The 17,032-nt window shown below is 68.8% G+C and carries 13 protein-coding genes; 4 read left to right on the top strand and 9 right to left on the bottom strand.

Annotation, left to right across the window (positions count from 1 at the left end):
• Positions 1-49 precede the first annotated feature (49 nt).
• Genes ACFXN1_RS25095 through ACFXN1_RS25085 form a run of 3 tightly spaced genes read right to left on the bottom strand, consistent with a single transcriptional unit; the run spans position 50 to position 5,342 of the window.
• Positions 50-2,314 (bottom strand): serine/threonine-protein kinase, encoded by a 2,265-nt coding sequence (locus ACFXN1_RS25095; RefSeq protein WP_379442971.1) that lies wholly within the window; start codon positions 2,312-2,314, stop codon positions 50-52.
• Positions 2,311-4,017 carry a hypothetical protein gene (locus ACFXN1_RS25090; RefSeq protein ID WP_379442970.1) on the bottom strand — a complete coding sequence of 569 codons (1,707 nt, stop codon included), beginning with the start codon at positions 4,015-4,017 and terminating at the stop codon, positions 2,311-2,313. The genes ACFXN1_RS25095 and ACFXN1_RS25090 overlap by 4 nt, the downstream gene beginning before the upstream one ends.
• Positions 4,014-5,342: a hypothetical protein gene (locus ACFXN1_RS25085; RefSeq protein WP_379442968.1), complete on the bottom strand. Its 1,329-nt coding sequence runs from the start codon at positions 5,340-5,342 to the stop codon at positions 4,014-4,016. Before ACFXN1_RS25085 ends, ACFXN1_RS25090 begins: the two co-directional genes overlap by 4 nt.
• A 290-nt stretch (positions 5,343-5,632) precedes the next feature.
• Between ACFXN1_RS25085 and ACFXN1_RS25080 the strand changes: the two genes are divergently transcribed.
• The 4 genes from ACFXN1_RS25080 (at position 5,633) to ACFXN1_RS25065 (ending at position 9,816) form a co-directional block, all read left to right on the top strand.
• Positions 5,633-7,936 carry an FdhF/YdeP family oxidoreductase gene (locus ACFXN1_RS25080; protein ID WP_379442967.1) on the top strand — a complete coding sequence of 768 codons (2,304 nt, stop codon included), beginning with the start codon at positions 5,633-5,635 and terminating at the stop codon, positions 7,934-7,936.
• The gene (fdhD, locus tag ACFXN1_RS25075) at positions 7,933-8,745 is read left to right on the top strand and encodes a formate dehydrogenase accessory sulfurtransferase FdhD (RefSeq protein ID WP_379398913.1); all 813 of its coding nucleotides are present in this window, start codon (positions 7,933-7,935) and stop codon (positions 8,743-8,745) included. The genes ACFXN1_RS25080 and fdhD overlap by 4 nt, the downstream gene beginning before the upstream one ends.
• A gap of 101 nt (positions 8,746-8,846) precedes the next feature.
• Positions 8,847-9,218: a nuclear transport factor 2 family protein gene (locus ACFXN1_RS25070; RefSeq protein ID WP_379398914.1), complete on the top strand. Its 372-nt coding sequence runs from the start codon at positions 8,847-8,849 to the stop codon at positions 9,216-9,218.
• Between the two features lie 73 nt (positions 9,219-9,291).
• Positions 9,292-9,816: a hypothetical protein gene (locus tag ACFXN1_RS25065; RefSeq protein ID WP_379442966.1), complete on the top strand. Its 525-nt coding sequence runs from the start codon at positions 9,292-9,294 to the stop codon at positions 9,814-9,816.
• Positions 9,817-10,240: 424 nt separating this feature from the next.
• On the opposite strand, the gene clpX is transcribed toward ACFXN1_RS25065, so the two are convergent.
• The 6 genes from clpX to ACFXN1_RS25035 all read right to left on the bottom strand — a co-directional run bounded on the left by clpX (position 10,241) and on the right by ACFXN1_RS25035 (position 16,881).
• Positions 10,241-11,521: an ATP-dependent Clp protease ATP-binding subunit ClpX gene (gene clpX / locus ACFXN1_RS25060; RefSeq protein WP_379398916.1), complete on the bottom strand. Its 1,281-nt coding sequence runs from the start codon at positions 11,519-11,521 to the stop codon at positions 10,241-10,243.
• Positions 11,522-11,849: 328 nt separating this feature from the next.
• Complete coding sequence (locus tag ACFXN1_RS25055) at positions 11,850-12,524, bottom strand: ATP-dependent Clp protease proteolytic subunit (RefSeq protein ID WP_354834779.1); 675 nt, start codon at positions 12,522-12,524, stop codon at positions 11,850-11,852.
• A gap of 37 nt (positions 12,525-12,561) precedes the next feature.
• On the bottom strand, positions 12,562-13,152 hold the full coding sequence (locus ACFXN1_RS25050; protein WP_379382556.1) for an ATP-dependent Clp protease proteolytic subunit: 591 nt from the start codon (positions 13,150-13,152) through the stop codon (positions 12,562-12,564).
• Between the two features lie 231 nt (positions 13,153-13,383).
• Positions 13,384-14,793: a trigger factor gene (gene tig, locus ACFXN1_RS25045; protein WP_379442964.1), complete on the bottom strand. Its 1,410-nt coding sequence runs from the start codon at positions 14,791-14,793 to the stop codon at positions 13,384-13,386.
• A 162-nt stretch (positions 14,794-14,955) separates the two neighbouring features.
• On the bottom strand, positions 14,956-15,516 hold the full coding sequence (locus ACFXN1_RS25040; protein ID WP_379442963.1) for an FKBP-type peptidyl-prolyl cis-trans isomerase: 561 nt from the start codon (positions 15,514-15,516) through the stop codon (positions 14,956-14,958).
• A 126-nt stretch (positions 15,517-15,642) separates the two neighbouring features.
• A complete protein-coding gene (locus tag ACFXN1_RS25035; protein ID WP_379442962.1) occupies positions 15,643-16,881 on the bottom strand; it encodes a hypothetical protein in 1,239 nt (412 codons plus the stop codon).
• Between the last annotated feature and the right edge of the window lie 151 nt (positions 16,882-17,032).

The raw sequence follows: 17,032 nt of genomic DNA, 5'->3' as shown, positions 1-17,032 counted from the left end.
TATCTCGCCGGAATCCCGGTTCACCATTACCGCCGCGCTGCCTCGAGGTTCAGGCGCGCTCCCGGAGCAGTTGCACCCGCAGATAGCGGTACCGCTTGCCGACCCGGCGGCAGCCCACGGCCAGGGCCAGTCCGGCCGCGACACCGCCTGCGGCGCACACGATCACGCCCGGCAGGGTGGGTTCGCGGCCGAGCAGCACCCACGCCGCCCCGGCCGCCGCGATCCCGAGCAGTCCCGCGCTGATCGCCAGCCCGACGGTCGCGGCGAAGCGGGCACTGCCGCGCCGCAGCGTGCGGGCGTTCGATTCGGCATATGCGGCGGCGAACAGCAGGAGCAGCAGGATTCCGACGGCCGTCGCGGTGGTCGTGGCCCGCTGCCGCGTCCGCACCCCGAACCGATAGGTGGCCGTCTCGGAACCCGCACGGGACAGCGACAATTCACCGGTCAACCGACCCGCAAGCACGTACTGGTTCACCGGCGCGGACAACTCCCCCGACCCGCCCGGCAAAGCCGCACCCTGTCCCCCGGCCCGCACACCCAGCACATCCACCGACAGCTTCGCCTCATCGGCGTCCACCCCGCTGACCGTGATCGGCACCGGCTTGGACAGATCAAGATCCACAATCCCCGAGGCGGGATCCACCCCGCCGATCCGAATCATCCCCGCAGGCGGCACATTCCGCCCCGGCCCACCCACCCCGAGCACCGCAACCACCCCCGTCACCACAGCCAACAACGCCGCCACCAGCAACGGCACCCGAGGCGACGGCAGCGTGACCACCCGCTGCACCGGCACCAGATCCGCCCGATCCACCTCCGCCAGCCGCACCCCGCCACGCTGAATCGGCTCACGCGGCCGTATTCGCTCCATCGGCGCGGAAGCCCCGGGCCCGAAACCCCCACCCGGTCGCGGACCGATTCCATGACCGAATCCAGCTGAGCCACTGCCGAACCCGTGTCCGGCGGGCATTCCGGCTCCACCCTGTCGCTGGGGTGCAGCGGCCCCGCCGCGCGAGGCGGCTGCCGACACGCCTCGGTCGGCTCGCCGTGTCGGTTCCGAGCGGGGGTCGGCGGGTGGCGGCACAGCGCTACCCTGCCCCGCGCTCGGGTCTGACGGCGATCCTTGCGGGGTGGCGGACCCGCCGGGGGTCCGCCGCAGGTCTTCCCGGAACACCGAGTCGGCAGTGGGTGCGTTCGGCGGGCGTTGCGGGCGAATCGGTTGTGGCGGAGGTGTAATCGACCCGGAGCCACGGTCGTGGATCACCGCGCCGGGCGGTGGGGCCATCGCGCCGGGCGGCGGGGTGTAGGGATCGTGGGGGCCGGGTCTCGGGGGTGGGGTCTGTGGAGTGAAGGGGCCGGGGGTGCGCGGGCTGCGGGCGCTGCCGGTGGCGGCGGCCACGATGGTGTCCGCGCCGATGACCGGAATGCCCACGGGGGTGAGCCAATTCGCGCCCCAGAAGTGGGCGGCGGGCTCGGCGATGGCGACGCCGAAGGTTTCGGCGGTGTCGTAGCGGTCGGCGGGGTCGGAGGCCAGGCCGCGCATGACCGCCTCCGCGATGGGCTGGGGGACGAACGGGGCCACCTCGGTCAGGGGGATCGGCTCGCCGTAGGCGTGGGCGAACAGCAGGGACAGGGCGTCGGGTCCGGGCGGGAAGGGCAGTACGCCGGAGAGCAGCTGGTAGAGCATGGTGGCGAGGGCGTAGACGTCGGTCGCGGGTGAAAGCCCTTGGCCGCGTACCTGTTCCGGCGCGATGTACGAGGGCGTGCCGATGATCTCGCCCGCCCGCGTCACCAGTGTGTCCGCGCCGCCGACGATTTTGGCGATCCCGAAATCGGTGAGTTTGAGCGCGCCATTGGCCGCGAACATGAGGTTGGACGGCTTCACATCCCGGTGCAGGATGCCGCTGCGATGCGCGGCGTCGAGTCCGGCCGCGCACGACAGTGCCACCGCCACCGCCGCGGTCGCCTCGAATCCCGCTGTGATGAAACGGTTCTCGACGGTGCCGCCGGGCAGGTACTCCAGCACCAGCAGGCACAGGTCGTCGTGCTCGATGTAGTCGTAGACCGGCACCACGTGCGGGTGGTCGAGCGCCGCCATCATCCGCGCCTCGTCGACGAACCGCCGCCGCACCTGCATATCGTCGGCGAACTGCGGCGGAATCTGCTTGATCGCGACCCGCCGGTGCAATCCGCGATGCACGCCGGCCAGCACCACCCCGCAGCCGCCGCGCCCGATCTGCCCGCCGACCTCGTACCCCGGCAGCGCCGCCCGCACCCGGGCCAGCTCGGCGGTGCCGGTATTCCCCACGCTCATCGGCCCGCCCCCTCCGGCCGGAAGCCCGGTGCGCCGGGCCCGCTGCGCAGTGTCGGCTCGTCCCCCGGATCCGCCGCCTGGACTGCCGGTCCCGGGTCGTCCTTTCCACCGGCGGGATCCCGCCCGATCGTCGTCTCCCCGAGCCCGGCCCCGGACCGCGGCCGCTGCACCACGCCGGGATATCCGACCGTCGAATCATCCACGCCCGCCGCCGAGTACTGGAACCCTTCGCCGCCCGGTCTGCTGACCGTCGGCAGCCCGCCCGACCCCGTGGCATGTGGACCGGTTCCGGCCTGCATCTCGGGCAGGCTCGCCGAGCCCGGCGAATCCGTTGCCGCAGTGGCGCTTTCAGCTGTGTCGGGCTGCATGGCCGACGCCAGCGGCCCACCGCCCGGATATCGGCCGCCCCCGATTCCCGGACGCGCGATCCGGGTCGTCTCACCGCTCGGGTAACCGCCGGGAATCGGACCGGAAGCGGGTCCGCCCGGGAAGACCCGCATCGCACCCGGGGTCCCGGCGGGACCGGCCTGCGCCACGGCCTCTCCCGAGCCTGGTCCGCCGGGCGGGTGATACGGCACGAACTCCGTTGCACCGGAGTCTGATTGAGCACGAACGTCCAGGTCCGGGTAGGTGCCGCCCGGGATTCCCACCGCACCGAGGTCGCGGAAGGTGCCGCCATAGGGCGGATTGGGGCCTGCCGCGCCGGCATTGGCATCGAGTTCCTTCGCGGCGGCGAGATCCTCGGGGTCGAGGCCGAGATCGTCGGACTGCCGCGGGGTCGGCGAGAGGTAACCGGCCACGAAGAAGAGGGCGGCGGTGGCACCCGCCAGGGCGAGCCACAGGGCGGTGCCGGGCACCCACCAGCGCGCCACCGAACCGGTGAACCCGATCATCAGGCCGATGCCGAGGCCGGGCGCGAGGAGGCGCAGGCCGCGCTGCCAGCGATTGGCCGAGAGGCGGTGGCGCGCAACGGTCAGGGCCGCGTCGACAATGGCCAGGGCGGTCAGGACCGCGATGATGATGCCGAACAGCCCGTACACCGACGCGAGCGAACCGCGCACATCGACGACGGTGTGCACCGCGGTGAGCGGCTTGCCGTCCGCACCGATGAGCGTGAGGTCGGAGCCGATGAGCCCGGTCGCCTGCCCGTCCAGCCCGGCCGGATCCAAACGGTAGGTGAGCTTCTCGGTCTTGCCCGCCGCGACCGTCAATTCGACTGTCGTGGAATACGAATAGAAGTTCAGGCCGAGCACGTGCCCGGCGAGATCGACCCGCCGGACCGACACCGGATTCGCGGTCCCATTGGTCACCTCGACGACGACCTGCGCCACCCGCTTGGGATCCAGGCGCACCGGATTCCCGGCATTGGCACCGGCAATGGCCCGGCCGTCGAGAGTCGCGGTCGCGCTCACCCCGGTGGCGGCACGGGCGGGTCCGGCCACGAAGACGACCGCCACGACCACGAGGGCGACCATGAGCAGGGCGCCGAGCACGGTCCCGCCGATCGCCCGGTGGCTGCGGGCACGAGCGACCGACCGCGATTCCCCCTCGGCGCCAACAGGTTCGGCGGGTCGCTCGGCGGCCGGCCGGCCGTCGTCCCATCCCGTATCGCGTTCCCACCGGACGCATCGGTCACTCGCGCACCGGAATTCCGGCAAGCTGAGCGGCTGCACCTGGTGCGGCGCGGGTGTGCGACTGGTCATCGGAGCCTCCGTGCCGGGAGATGGGAGATCAGGCGGTGGCCGTAGAACCAGCCGCCGACGAGCAGGAAGAACAGCAGCACCGTCATCGTCGCCGCGCCGCCGCCGACCTGGCTGACCAGCACGATGTCCAAGGGCGCGGCCAGCTTTCGCCCGCACTCGGCGGTCACCTCGTGCTGGCCGATATCGGTGCCGCCGGTGGCGAGGGTGGCCGCGAAGCCGCCGTTGGCCCGGGCCGTGGTGTCGGCGGCGGTGGTCCCGCCGATCGACAGCTTCACGTTGGCACCGGGATCACAGCCGGTGCCGCTGGCCTGCACCGGCGCCCCGGGCGCCACCGCGGGCGGCTCGAGGGAAAGCCCGGAGGTCTGCGCGGGAACAGGAGTGGTCGAGGCGGGCGGCTTGGCTTCCGAACTCGGCGGAACCGCCTCGGTGGTGGCCGGTGGCGGCGCGGCGGTCGTCAGCACCGGCGTGGTTGGCACCGGATTGGGTTGCGGCTGCGGCTGATTCCCGCCCGGCGTGGTGCCAGGAGGTACGACGGCAGTGACGCAAGCTCCGGTCGCAGGCTTGACCGATCCGTCCGGACAATACTGCGGCTGCGCAGACGGACACACCCCGCTCGACGGCTCGACCGAACCATCGGGGCAATACTGCGGCTGCGCGGAGGGGCACACCCCGCTGGAGGGTTTCACCGAGCCGTCGGGGCAGTACTGCGGCTGCGCCGAAGGACACACCCCGCTCGCAGGCTTGACCGAGCCATCCGGGCAATACTGCGGCTGAGCGGACGGACAGACTCCGCTCGCGGGTTTCACCGAACCATCCGGACAGTACTGCGGCTGCGCCGAAGGACACACCCCGCCCGCAGGCTTGACCGAACCATCCGGACAGTACTGCGGCTGAGCGGACGGACACACTCCGCTCGCAGGTTTCACCGAGCCATCCGGGCAATACTGCGGCTGCGCCGACGGGCACACCCCGCTGGAGGGTTTCACCGACCCGTCTGGGCAGTACTGCGGCTGGGTGCAGGTGGTCCAGCCACAGCCGGGGTCGCCGCCGCTGTCGCACGAGTCGCCGCACTGACCGCCGGGATTCGTCTTGCCGTTGCCGTGGCCGGGCGGGCCGTCGTGGGTGCCGGTGCAATCGGTGTAGGTGCAGTCGTTGCCCGGCTGCTGGGTGATGACCGGCGGCGGATTCGGCGTGCTGGGAGGAACTTTCACCGGTGCGCGCTCCTGCGGCGCCGGAACGGAGACGGTGGTGAGCGGAACGGGTTGGGTGGCACCCGGATTCGCCCAGCCGATGCCGGCCGGCAGTGCGAGCGCGATGGCCGCCACGAACAGCAGAACAAGGTGTAGGGTCCGGGGTGAAAGTCTCACCGCGCGGGCCAGTTTCGCATGCCGGTCCCCACCGGCACGCCGAGCAGAATGCGCACATGTCTTCATTCGGCGTGACCTCGCTTGTTCGATGGTAAGGCCATCCACGTGCCCGCTGCCTTGTCTATCGCGGTAGTGATCACCCGCGTTCACACCCGAGACCGACCAGTCCGCTGGCGCGCGCGTTTCGCGCCCTACGATGCGGGTACCGACTGGGACGCCCCATCGCGCCGGAGAGGACAATCGGGACCATGTATCGTGCCGCGCCGAAGAGCGACATCGACGAGTCCGCGCTGACCGTCACCGCACCGAAGACCGAGGCCGCGGGCGTCAAGGCGGTCACCGTCGCACTGGAGCGCGCCGTCGAGGAGATGGGCGTGGTGCGCACCGCGCGCACGCTGGCCCGGGTGAATCAGCGGCACGGGTTCGACTGTCCGGGCTGTGCCTGGCCGGAACCAACCGGTCGGCGTCGCCCCGCGGAGTTCTGTGAGAACGGCGCCAAGGCCGTCGCCGAGGAGGCGACCCTGCGCACCGTCACCCCGGCGTTCTTCGCCGAGCACTCCCTCGAGGACCTGGCCGGCAAGTCCGGCTACTGGCTCGGCCGGCAGGGCCGCCTCACCCACCCGATGGTGCTGCGCGAGGGCGACACCCACTACTCCCCGATCGGCTGGGACGAGGCCTACCGGCTCATCGCCGACACCCTGCGCGGCCTGGACTCCCCCGACGAGGCCGTCTTCTACACCTCCGGCCGCACCGCCAACGAGACCGCGTTCCTCTACCAGTTGCTGGTCCGCAGCTTCGGCACCAACAACCTGCCCGACTGCTCCAACATGTGCCACGAATCCTCGGGCACCGCGCTCACCGGCTCGATCGGCATCGGCAAGGGCTCGGTCACCATCGACGACTTCTCGAAGGCCGACCTCATCATCGTGGCCGGGCAGAACCCCGGCACCAACCATCCGCGCATGCTGTCCGCGCTCGGCGAGGCGAAGGCGCACGGGGCCACCGTGATCGCGGTCAACCCGCTGCCGGAGACCGGGCTCATCGGCTTCAAGGACCCGCAGACCGTCAAGGGCTTCACCGGCGGCATCACCATCGCCGACGATCTCCTGCAGATCCGCCTCGGCGGCGATATGGCCCTGTTCCAGGGCCTGGCCAAGCTGCTGTTCGAGGCCGAGGACCGCGCGCCCGGCACGGTCGTGGACCGAGCCTTCGTCGATACGCACACCGCGAGCTTCGCCGAATACGAAAAACAGATGCGCGCGGTCGATCTCGGCATCGTCGAGCAGGCCACCGGCCTCAGCCGCGCAGACCTGGACCGCACCGCGAAGCTGCTGGCCGAATCGAAGGCCACCATCATCTGCTGGGCCATGGGCCTCACCCAGCAGGTGCACGGCGTCGCCACCATCGAGGAGGCCACCAACCTGCTGTTGCTGCGCGGCATGATCGGCAAGCCCGGCGCGGGCGTGTGCCCGGTGCGCGGCCACTCCAATGTGCAGGGCGACCGCACCATGGGCATCTGGGAGAAGATGCCCGACGCCTTCCTCGACGCCCTGGACCGTGAATTCGGCATCACCAGCCCGCGCGAACACGGCTGGGACACCGTCAATGCCATCCGGGCCATGCGCGACGGCCGCGGCACGGTGTTCTTCGGGATGGGCGGCAACTTCGTCTCCGCCACCCCCGACACCGAGGTCACCGAGGCCGCCCTGCGCAATTGCGCACTGACCGTGCAGGTGTCGACCAAACTCAACCGCAGCCACGTGGTGCACGGGCGCACCGCCCTGATCCTGCCCACCCTGGGCCGCACCGACGCGGACCTGCAGGACGGTGTGCGCCAGCAGGTTTCGGTCGAGGACTCGATGTCCATGGTGCACCTGTCCACCGGCCGGCTGGACCCGGTGAGCGACCAGCTGCGCAGCGAGGTCGCCATCGTGTGCGAGCTGGCCGAGGCCGTGTTCGGTCCGGGCCACTCCGTGCCGTGGGGCGAGTTCCGGCGCGACTACGACAAGATCCGCGACGCCATCGCCCGGGTGGTACCCGGCTGCGCCGACTACAACCGGAAAGTGCGCGGCCGCAACGGCTTCCAGCTCCCGCACCCGCCGCGCGACGCCCGCGAATTCCGGACCGCGACCGGCAAGGCCAATTTCGCGGTCAACGACCTGCACTGGCTGCCGGTCCCCGAGGGCCGGCTCATCCTGCAGACCCTGCGCAGCCACGACCAGTACAACACCACCATCTACGGCCTCGACGACCGCTACCGCGGCATCCACAACGGGCGGCGCGTGGTGCTGGTCCATCCGGAGGACATCGCCGCCCTCGGTTTCGCCGAGGACGATCTGGTGGACGTCATCTCCGAGTTCGACGACGGCACCGAGCGCAGCGTCACCGGCTTCCGCCTGGTCGCCTACCCGACGCCGCGCGGCAATGCCGCCGCCTACTACCCGGAGACCAACCCCCTGATCCCGCTGGACCACGTCGCCCGGCGCTCCAATACGCCCGTTTCCAAGGCGGTCACCATCCGCCTGGAACGCCACACCCACGCGGTCGCATGAGCAGGGTCACCGCGCGCCGCCGCACCCTGCGCATCTCGCCCAGCGGCACCGTCACCCGGCCCGACACCCTGGCCGTGGAGGAACCGCTCGAAATCCGCACGGGCGGGCAGTCGCTGACGATCACCATGCGCACCCCCGGCGCGGATATCGACCTCGTGCACGGCTTCCTCTACGCCGAGGGCATCATCGACTCGGCCGAGGACATCGTCAGCGCCCGCTACTGCGCCGGCACCGACGAGAACGGGCAGAACACCTATAATGTGCTGGATATCCAGCTCCGGACCCCGGTCCCGGTGCAGCCCAGGCCCTTTCTGACCAACAGTTCCTGCGGATTGTGCGGCAAGACCGCCCTCGACGAGGTGCGCACCCGGATCCGGCACGCCATGCCCGCGGATTCGCCCCGCGTCGACGTGCACACCCTCGCCAAGCTGCCCGACGAACTGCGTTCCCGCCAGCAGGTTTTCGACGCCACCGGCGGGCTGCACGCCGCAGGCCTGTTCACCCCCGAGGGCGAAGCGCTGGCCGTGCGCGAGGACATCGGCCGGCACAATGCCGTGGACAAGCTGGTCGGCTGGGCGATCCGCGAGAATCGGCTCCCCGCACACGATCTCGTCCTCATTGTCAGCGGCCGAGCCTCCTTCGAGCTGGTGCAGAAGGCCATCATGGCGGGCATTCCGGTCATGGGCGCGGTGTCCGCCCCCAGCTCGCTGGCCGTGGATCTCGCCGCCGACGCCGGCCTCACCCTGGTCGGCTTCCTGCGCGGCGAAACCATGAATGTGTACACCGGTGAGGACCGTCTGGCGATGTGATCGTCGCCCGTTCCACAGGGTGAGGCAGCGGGGTTCTTTTGCGCGTTCCGGCTGTTACTCTCCGCAATAGAACACGTTTCAATTCTTGATGGGAGTCATCCATGGCAGCGCAGCCCCGCGATGTGGTCGAGCAGTACGTGAAGCTGGTGGCCACCGGGCCCACGTCGGCGATCGTGGACCTGTACGCCGAGGACGCGGTGATCGAGGATCCGATCGGGACGCCGGAGCGCCGCGGCCACGAAGCCATCGGCGAGATGTACAAGGCCCTGGAGAACCTCGACCGCGAGACCGAACTGCACACCGTCAAGGTGGCGGGCAACAAGGTGGCGGCGTCCTTCACCCTCGTCACCGTGGCCAACGGGCACCGCATGACCCTCTCGCCCATCGATGTGATGGAGCTGAACGACGAGGGCAAGATCATCAGCATGAAGGCCTACTGGGGTCCGGACGACATGAAGATGGAGCAGATCTGACCCACGGGGTTGTCCCCTCCCGCTCCCCGAATTACGGTGGCAGCACAGTGATTCGGCGAGGGCGGGAGGGCCTGTGCGGATCTCGTTGCGCGGCACCGGTGACGGGGTGCGGGTCAGCATGCGGCTGGAGATCAACCGGCGGCGCTGGATCGCCCTGCTCATCATGCTCGGCGTGCTCACCGCCACGGGGGTGATCACCGGCCTGTGGGCCGTCGTGGCGCCCGAATCGTTCTACACCAGCTTCCCCGGATTCGGCCTGCACTGGGTGCGCGCCGACGGCCCGTACAACCATCACCTGGCCAGTGACGTGGGGGCCTTCTTCCTGGCCCTGGGCGCCATCTCCGGCGCCGCGCTCTACTACCGCGACAGCGTCATCGCCCGAGTCACCGGGCTGGCGTGGCTGGTCTTCGGCGTGCCGCACTTCATCTACCACGCCTTCCACCGACCGGCGACACTGAGCGGACTCAACCTCACCCTCGAACTGCTGGCGGCACTGGCCATGCCCGCCCTCGGTCTGGCCATTCTGCTCGTCGCCCCGCGCGAGCGTTTCCCGGTCCCCGAGCCCGCCCCCTTCACCTTCAAATTCCCCCGCCGCTGACCCCGCCCGCCGCGAAATTCCCTTTCCCCGATGCCGATGAAATCAGCGACGTCACCGCGTCGTAACAGGTGACCCAGCCACACCGATTTCTGAAGTAACGGAGTAAAGGTTCAACGGCGAACCACGGGGGATCAACGGCGATCCTCGCGACGGGCGCGATCGGCTCCACCGACCGTCACCGACTCCCTGGCTTTCCGGTAACGGACAGCCCACAGGAGAACGCACATGGAACTGTCGGTCACCCAGTTCGTCACCCTCGGCAGGGTCTATCAAGCACTCCGGTGCCACAAGGTTGTCCGCGCGTCTACCTTCCACGCTGATCAGCTCGAGCAGGTAACTCCTGCGCGGCCGCGTGGCGAGAGAACGAAACCGGCCCCGCGAGAGGGATTCTCGCGGGGCCGGTTTCTTTGCTTGTGGAAGGGCTTTACGCCGACTTCTCGCGGCGCTCCGGGGTCTGGCGCTTGCGCGGGACGATGGTCGGGAGGACGTTGTCGTTCACCGTGTCGGCAGTGACGACCACCTTGGCGACATCGTCGCGGCTGGGGATGTCGTACATGACCGGGAGGAGTACCTCCTCCATGATGGCGCGCAGGCCGCGGGCGCCGGTGCCGCGCAGGATCGCCTGATCCGCAACGGCTTCCAGGGCGTCCTGGGTGAACTCCAGATCCACGCCATCCATTTCGAACAGGCGCACGTACTGCTTCACCAGCGCGTTCTTCGGCTCGGCCAGGATGCGGACCAGGGATTCCTTGTCCAGGTTGGTGACCGAGGCGACGACGGGGAGGCGGCCGATGAACTCGGGGATCAGACCGAACTTGATCAGGTCCTCGGGCATCACGTCGGCGAAGTGGTCGGCGGTGTCGATCTCGGCCTTGGACCGGACCTCCGCGCCGAAACCGATGCCGCGCTTGCCGACTCGATCCTGGACGATCTTCTCCAGACCGGCGAACGCGCCCGCCACGATGAACAGCACATTGGTGGTGTCGATCTGGATGAACTCCTGGTGCGGGTGCTTGCGGCCGCCCTGCGGCGGCACCGACGCCTGCGTGCCCTCCAGGATCTTCAGCAGCGCCTGCTGCACGCCCTCACCGGACACGTCACGGGTGATGGACGGATTCTCCGACTTGCGGGCGATCTTGTCGACCTCGTCGATGTAGATGATGCCGGTCTCGGCGCGCTTCACGTCGTAGTCGGCGGCCTGGATCAGCTTCAGCAGGATGTTCTCGACATCCTCACCGACATAACCGGCCTCGGTGAGCGCGGTGGCGTCCGCGATGGCGAACGGCACGTTCAGCATCTTGGCCAGCGTCTGCGCCAGGTAGGTCTTGCCACAGCCCGTCGGGCCGAGCATGAGGATGTTGGACTTGGCCAGCTCGACCGGTTCACCCCGGGAGTCGCGGCCCTTGTCGCCGGCCTGAATCCGCTTGTAGTGGTTGTAGACCGCCACTGCGAGGGTTCGCTTCGCGGCGTCCTGCCCGATCACGTACTGCTCCAGGAAGTCCCGGATTTCCGCGGGTTTGGGCAATTCGTCGAGCTTGACCTCGCTGGATTCGGCGAGCTCTTCCTCGATGATCTCATTGCAGAGGTCGATGCACTCGTCGCAGATGTACACCCCCGGTCCCGCAATGAGCTTCTTGACCTGCTTCTGGCTCTTTCCGCAGAACGAGCACTTCAACAGATCGCCGCCATCACCGATGCGCGCCATCTCCTGGGTCCCTACTTCCTTGTCCGCGTGCAACCGTCTGTCCCCGGCTGCCGGCGAGCTGCCTTCTTCGAGCGTAAGCCGTGACCCCTGAGTTTGCGGATCCGGCAATTCGGCTGTGTGTATCCACAGTGCCCATTACGAGCACCTGTGTTGGATGCAGAGGCAGAGCCGACAACCACGAGCAAAGGTCCCTAGAGTGACCGTACCCGCTTCGGCTGACCGAGGTCGACAACTTGGGCACGTTTCTCGCCGGACATGTGCGTGGGCTCACCCCTGCCGGGGTGGCGGGGACGCCCTGGGACACACAGAACCCCGCCACCCGCCCAGCTCACTTCTGGGCGCTGAGCTTGCGGTACTGGAAAACCTGGTCGACGATCCCGTACTCCTGCGCCTCGTCGGCGGTCAGGATCTTGTCCCGGTCGGTGTCCTTGCGGATGGTGTCCGCGTCCTTGCCGGTGTGGCGCGCCAGGGTGGTCTCCATGAGGCGACGCATGCGCTCGATCTCGGCGGCCTGGATCTCGAGGTCGGAGACCTGGCCCTGGATGCCACCCGAGGTGGACGGCTGGTGGATCAGGACGCGGGCGTTGGGCAGCGCGGCACGCTTGCCGGGGGCACCGGCGGCGAGCAGCACGGCCGCGGCCGAGGCGGCCTGGCCCAGGCAGACGGTGGCGACGTCGGCGCGCACGTACTGCATGGTGTCGTAGATGGCCATCAGCGCGGTGAAGGAACCACCGGGCGAGTTGATGTACATGGTGATGTCGCGGTCCGGATCCATCGACTCGAGCACCAGCAGCTGGGCCATGATGTCGTTGGCCGACACATCGTCAACCTGGTTGCCCAGGAAGATGATCCGCTCCTCGAAGAGCTTGTTGTACGGGTCCGAGACCTTCTGGCCGAAGCTGGTCTGCTCGGTGAACTGCGGCAGGATGTAGCGCGACTGAGGCAGGTTGCCGGCGGCGGCGAAGGTGATGCCCGCGGCCCGCGGATCGATCATGTTGGACATACGCGTCACTCCAAAGTCTGTGTAATGGGCTGCGGAACTATTTGCTGCTGCTGCCGTTCGTCTGGCTCGCGTGGGTGACCACGTGGTCGATGAACCCGTAGTCGAGCGCCTCGGCGGCGGTGAACCAGCGGTCGCGGTCGGCGTCGGCGGTCACCTGCTCGATGGACTTGCCAGTGTGCTGAGCCTGCAGCTCGTTGAGTTCGCGCTTGGTGTAGGCGAACTGCTCGGCCTGGATGGCGATGTCAGCGGCCGAACCACCCAGTCCAGCGGAGGGCTGGTGCATCATGATCCGCGCGTGCGGCAGCGCGTAGCGCTTCCCCTTGGTGCCGGCGGCGAGCAGGAACTGCCCCATGGAGGCTGCCAGGCCCATACCGACCGTGCGGATGTCGCATTCGGCGAACTGCATGGTGTCGTAGATGGCCATGCCCGCGGTCACCGAACCGCCCGGGGAGTTGATGTAGAGCGAGATGTCCTTGGTCGGATCCTCGGCCGACAGCAGAAGAATCTGCGCGCACAGCTTGTTGGCGATGTCGTCGTCGACCTGAGTTCCCAGGAAGATGATGCGCTCGCGCAGCAGGCGCTCGTACACCGAATCACTGAGGTTCAGACCAGCAGTCGCGGATGTCATACGCACCCCTGCCTGATGATTTGTCACGGATACCTGCCCTCTCTCAATGGCTCGGTTAACAAGCCCCTACTGATTCGCTGACACAAACCCTAACGAAGCAGGGCGGCACCGAACTCCCGGTACCGCCCTGCTTCGCTCACAGCGCAAACTTACGTCAACACCTCACGTTCCCGCGTTCGGGGTTCTCGGGGTGTCACCCGAGACCCCGGACACCGGGGCGCCGGCATTTGTTTACTCGACCTCGGCCTCGGCCTCGGCGGCCTCGGTCGCGTCGGCAACGGTCGCGAGCTCCTCGGCGGAAACCTCCTCGGCCTCCTCGGCCGGGTTGCCGAACATCTCGGCGGTGTCCACGACGTTGCCGGCGGTGTCTGTGACGACAGCCTGGACCACGACACCGGCGAGGGCCTTGCCGCGGCGCACGTCGGCGAAGACCGCGCCCAGCTGACCGGCCTGCTGGATCTGCTGAATGAACTGATCGGGCGACATGCCGTAGCGCTGCGCCTGGAAGATGATCCGCTCGTACAGCTCGTCCTGGCCGACCTGGGTGTTCTCGGCCTCGGCGACGGCGTCCAGCAGCAGCTGGGTCTTGACCGACTTCTCGGCGGCTTCCTTGGTGTCCTTCTTGAACTCCTCGAGGGAGGAGCCCTGGGCCTCGAGGGCCTCGGCCAGCTTGGCCTCGTCGTGGTCGAAGCCGTGGACGGCGTCGTGCTCGACGGCGTCGACCTCGGCCTTGACGACACCCTCGGGCAGCGGGATCTCGACGGTCTCGAGCAGCTGCTCGAGCACCTTGTCGCGGATCTCGCCGGCCTGCTGGACCTTCTTGACGCGCTCGACGCGGGTCTTCAGGTCTTCCTTCAGCTCGTCGATGGTGTCGAATTCGCTTGCCAGCTGGGCGAACTCGTCGTCGGCCTCGGGCAGCTCGCGCTCCTTGACCGACTGCACGGTCACGGTGATGACGGATTCCTTGCCGGCGTGCTCACCGGCGACCAGCGTGGAGGTGAAGTCCTTGGACTCGCCCTCCTTCAGGCCGATCAGGGCCTCGTCCAGGCCCTCGATGAGCTGGCCGGAGCCGACCTCGTGGGACAGGCCGGTGGTGGAGGCCTCCTCGACGGTCTCGCCGTCGACGGTGGCGGACAGGTCGATGGAGACGAAGTCGCCGTTCTCGATGGCGCGCTCGACCGACTTCAGGGTGCCGAAGCGCTGACGCAGCGACTGCAGCTGCTCGTCGATGTCCTCGTCGGTGATCTCGATCGGGTCGACCGAGACGGCGATGGAGGAGAACTCCGGCAGGGTGATCTCCGGGCGGATGTCGACCTCGGCGGTGAAGGCCAGCTCCTCGCCGTCCTCGATCTTGGTGATCTCGATTTCCGGCTGGCCGATGACCTTGGCCTCGGTGGCGATGACAGCCTCGCTGTAGCGCTTGGGCAGCACATCGTTGACGACCTGCTCCAGCACGGCGCCGCGGCCGATACGGGCCTCGAGAAGCTTGGCCGGCGCCTTGCCCGGACGGAAGCCCGGGATCCGGACCTGCTGCGCGAGAGCCTTGTAGGCGCGGTCGAAGTCCGGCTTCAGCTCCTCGAAGGGCACCTCGACATTGATGCGGACCCGAGTCGGGCTCAGCTGCTCGACGGTGCTCTTCACGGACATGCTCCTTGTTCGTAGTTCATGGTTGACGTCTAGGTTCCCCCCGAACGCATCCCGACCAGGTTAGTTGACGGCCCCTCGGGCCGTGTAACCGGTCGCTGCACGGGGCATCGCGACGCCGGTCGGTCGACCGGTCGCCCTGGTACCCGGGGTTCGGGTCTAGCTACCGACCTTGACGGCGTCGGTGACGAAGACCAGCGTCTCGTTGGGCTTGATGCCGTGGCCGCCCTGGCCGTAGCCGAGGTCCGGCGGGATGACGAGCAGTCGGCGGGTGCCCTGCTGGACGCCGACCAGGCCCTGATCCCAGCCCTTGATGACCTGGCCCGCGCCCAGCGTCAGGTCGAAGGTCTGGCCACGGTCGAAGGAGCTGTCCAGCTTCTTCCTGTCCGACCAGGTGATCAGCGTGTAGTTGGTGCTCAGCTTCTGCCCGGCCTGCGCGCCCGGGCCGATGCCGGTCACCAGATCCTTGGTGAACAGTTCCTTCGGCGGATCACAGTTGTCCGGCAGCGTGATCTTGGGTGTCTCCCCGAAACCGCCTTCCACCTTGATCGTGCAGAACCCGCCACTCGGATCTTGCCAACCGGCGGTGAAGGTCTGCGGCTGCTTGGCCGGCGTCGAGGTGTCGTTCTTGTTGCCACTGTCGCTGCTGCCGCATCCGGCGACCAGTACCAGGGCGGCCACTACCGCACCGATCACACCGACCTTGCCCACCAAGCGCATTCCCGCTCCTGTCCGTCAGTCCGGATTGCCGCACGGATTGCGACGCCGCGCCGAACCTACACGCCGGGATCGTTCTTCGCCGGGGAGGACGCGGCCGAGCGGATGCCGAATCGGCGATCCGCGGGCTCAGCGATCGGCGACCAGCAGCGCGTACTGTGCCACGGCCATGCGGTGGACGAGTTGCTCGGTCGGGGCGGAGACCTGCGCCAGGTAGCGGCCGTCCAGGACGAGGCAGGTGTATTCGCTCTCGCGCGCTGCGGGATTCGAGCCGGGACCCCGAAGGCAGACCGCGTCCGGGACGCCGGCCGGCGGGGTCGTGACGGACCCGCCGGCACTGGGCTCGGACAGTCGGTTCAGCGCGTGCCGGGCGGCCACGGCGTCGGGGAAGCGCAGCAGCCGAGCCGAATCCGTGACGGCGATGCTCTCGACCGGGATGCGCGGGTCCGCGCCGGACCTGTCGACCCACAGCTCGGCGAGGACGGGGCCGTAGACGATGCCGCGTGCGCTGCGGTGTCCGCCCCAACCGGCGATGGGTTGCTGCACGTCGTGGAAGAGCTCGGGATAGGGCCATTTCCCGGGGTCGGCGGGCAGCAGGCGGCTCAGCATGCCGCCGGGATCCAGTGGGAGCGCAGACAGTTCCTCGGCCGGTGTCGGCGTGAAGGCGTCCAGCTTCGGCAGTTCGGCGTCGAAGGTGGCCTCGGCCAGCTGCTTCAGGGCCGCCAGATCCGTGGCCGGATGGGTGACGAACAGTGTCACCACGAACGGGCCGTGGGCGAGGGTGACCGCCATCGTCGGCACGAAGGTGCGCCAATGACCATGTGTCGCAAAGTATTCGGAGAATGGGACGACGACATTGTCGTGGTTGACGTCGAAGTCGCGCCCATCTATCTCGCGGGCCGCGTCGATGGCCGCCATATTGTCCCGCATGCGCAGGACGGTGAGCCGCACCGAACGGGCCGTGCCGATCTCCGGGATGCCGGTCGGATCGTCGGTGCCGCCGATGCTGAATCCGGCCAGCATGCCGTGTACGGCCAGGGTGGCGCGGGTGGCGTCGGCGAGGATTCCGACGGCGTCCTCCGGGGTGGGTACCGGGATGGCCGCGGTCTGTGCGAGGGTCGGATCGACGGCGCTCGGCGCGATGACGGCGTCCGCCATCCGCACCGATTCCATCAGCCGCCCATAGGCTTCCCCGGCCGCCCCCGGCGCGACGAGCGGCCGCCCGCTGTAGCCGCCGAGATCCAGTGCCCCCACCTGCGGCGTCGCCGCCCGTGGTGCCCCGGCGATCGCGCAGGCACTGACCAGTGCCGCGACCGCCACGAGCGATCCGGCGTGGACACGCCGACGGGTCGAATCGAATCGGTGCATGCCGCCACCGCCTGTCGCACAGCTCCCCGCCCGGGTCCCAGCTCTCCGATCACGGTGAGCCCGAACGGTGTTTCGTCCCGGCCCCTCGGATCGCCGACGAAAACCTCCCCCGGACACCTGTTTTCGAGTGTGAGCGCGATCGCGCTCCCCA

Source organism: Nocardia sp. NPDC059154 (assembly GCF_042755705.1).
GTDB lineage: Bacteria > Actinomycetota > Actinomycetes > Mycobacteriales > Mycobacteriaceae > Nocardia.
Note: the sequence above shows the minus strand (reverse complement) of the source record. Positions and strands in the feature narration are given on the sequence as shown.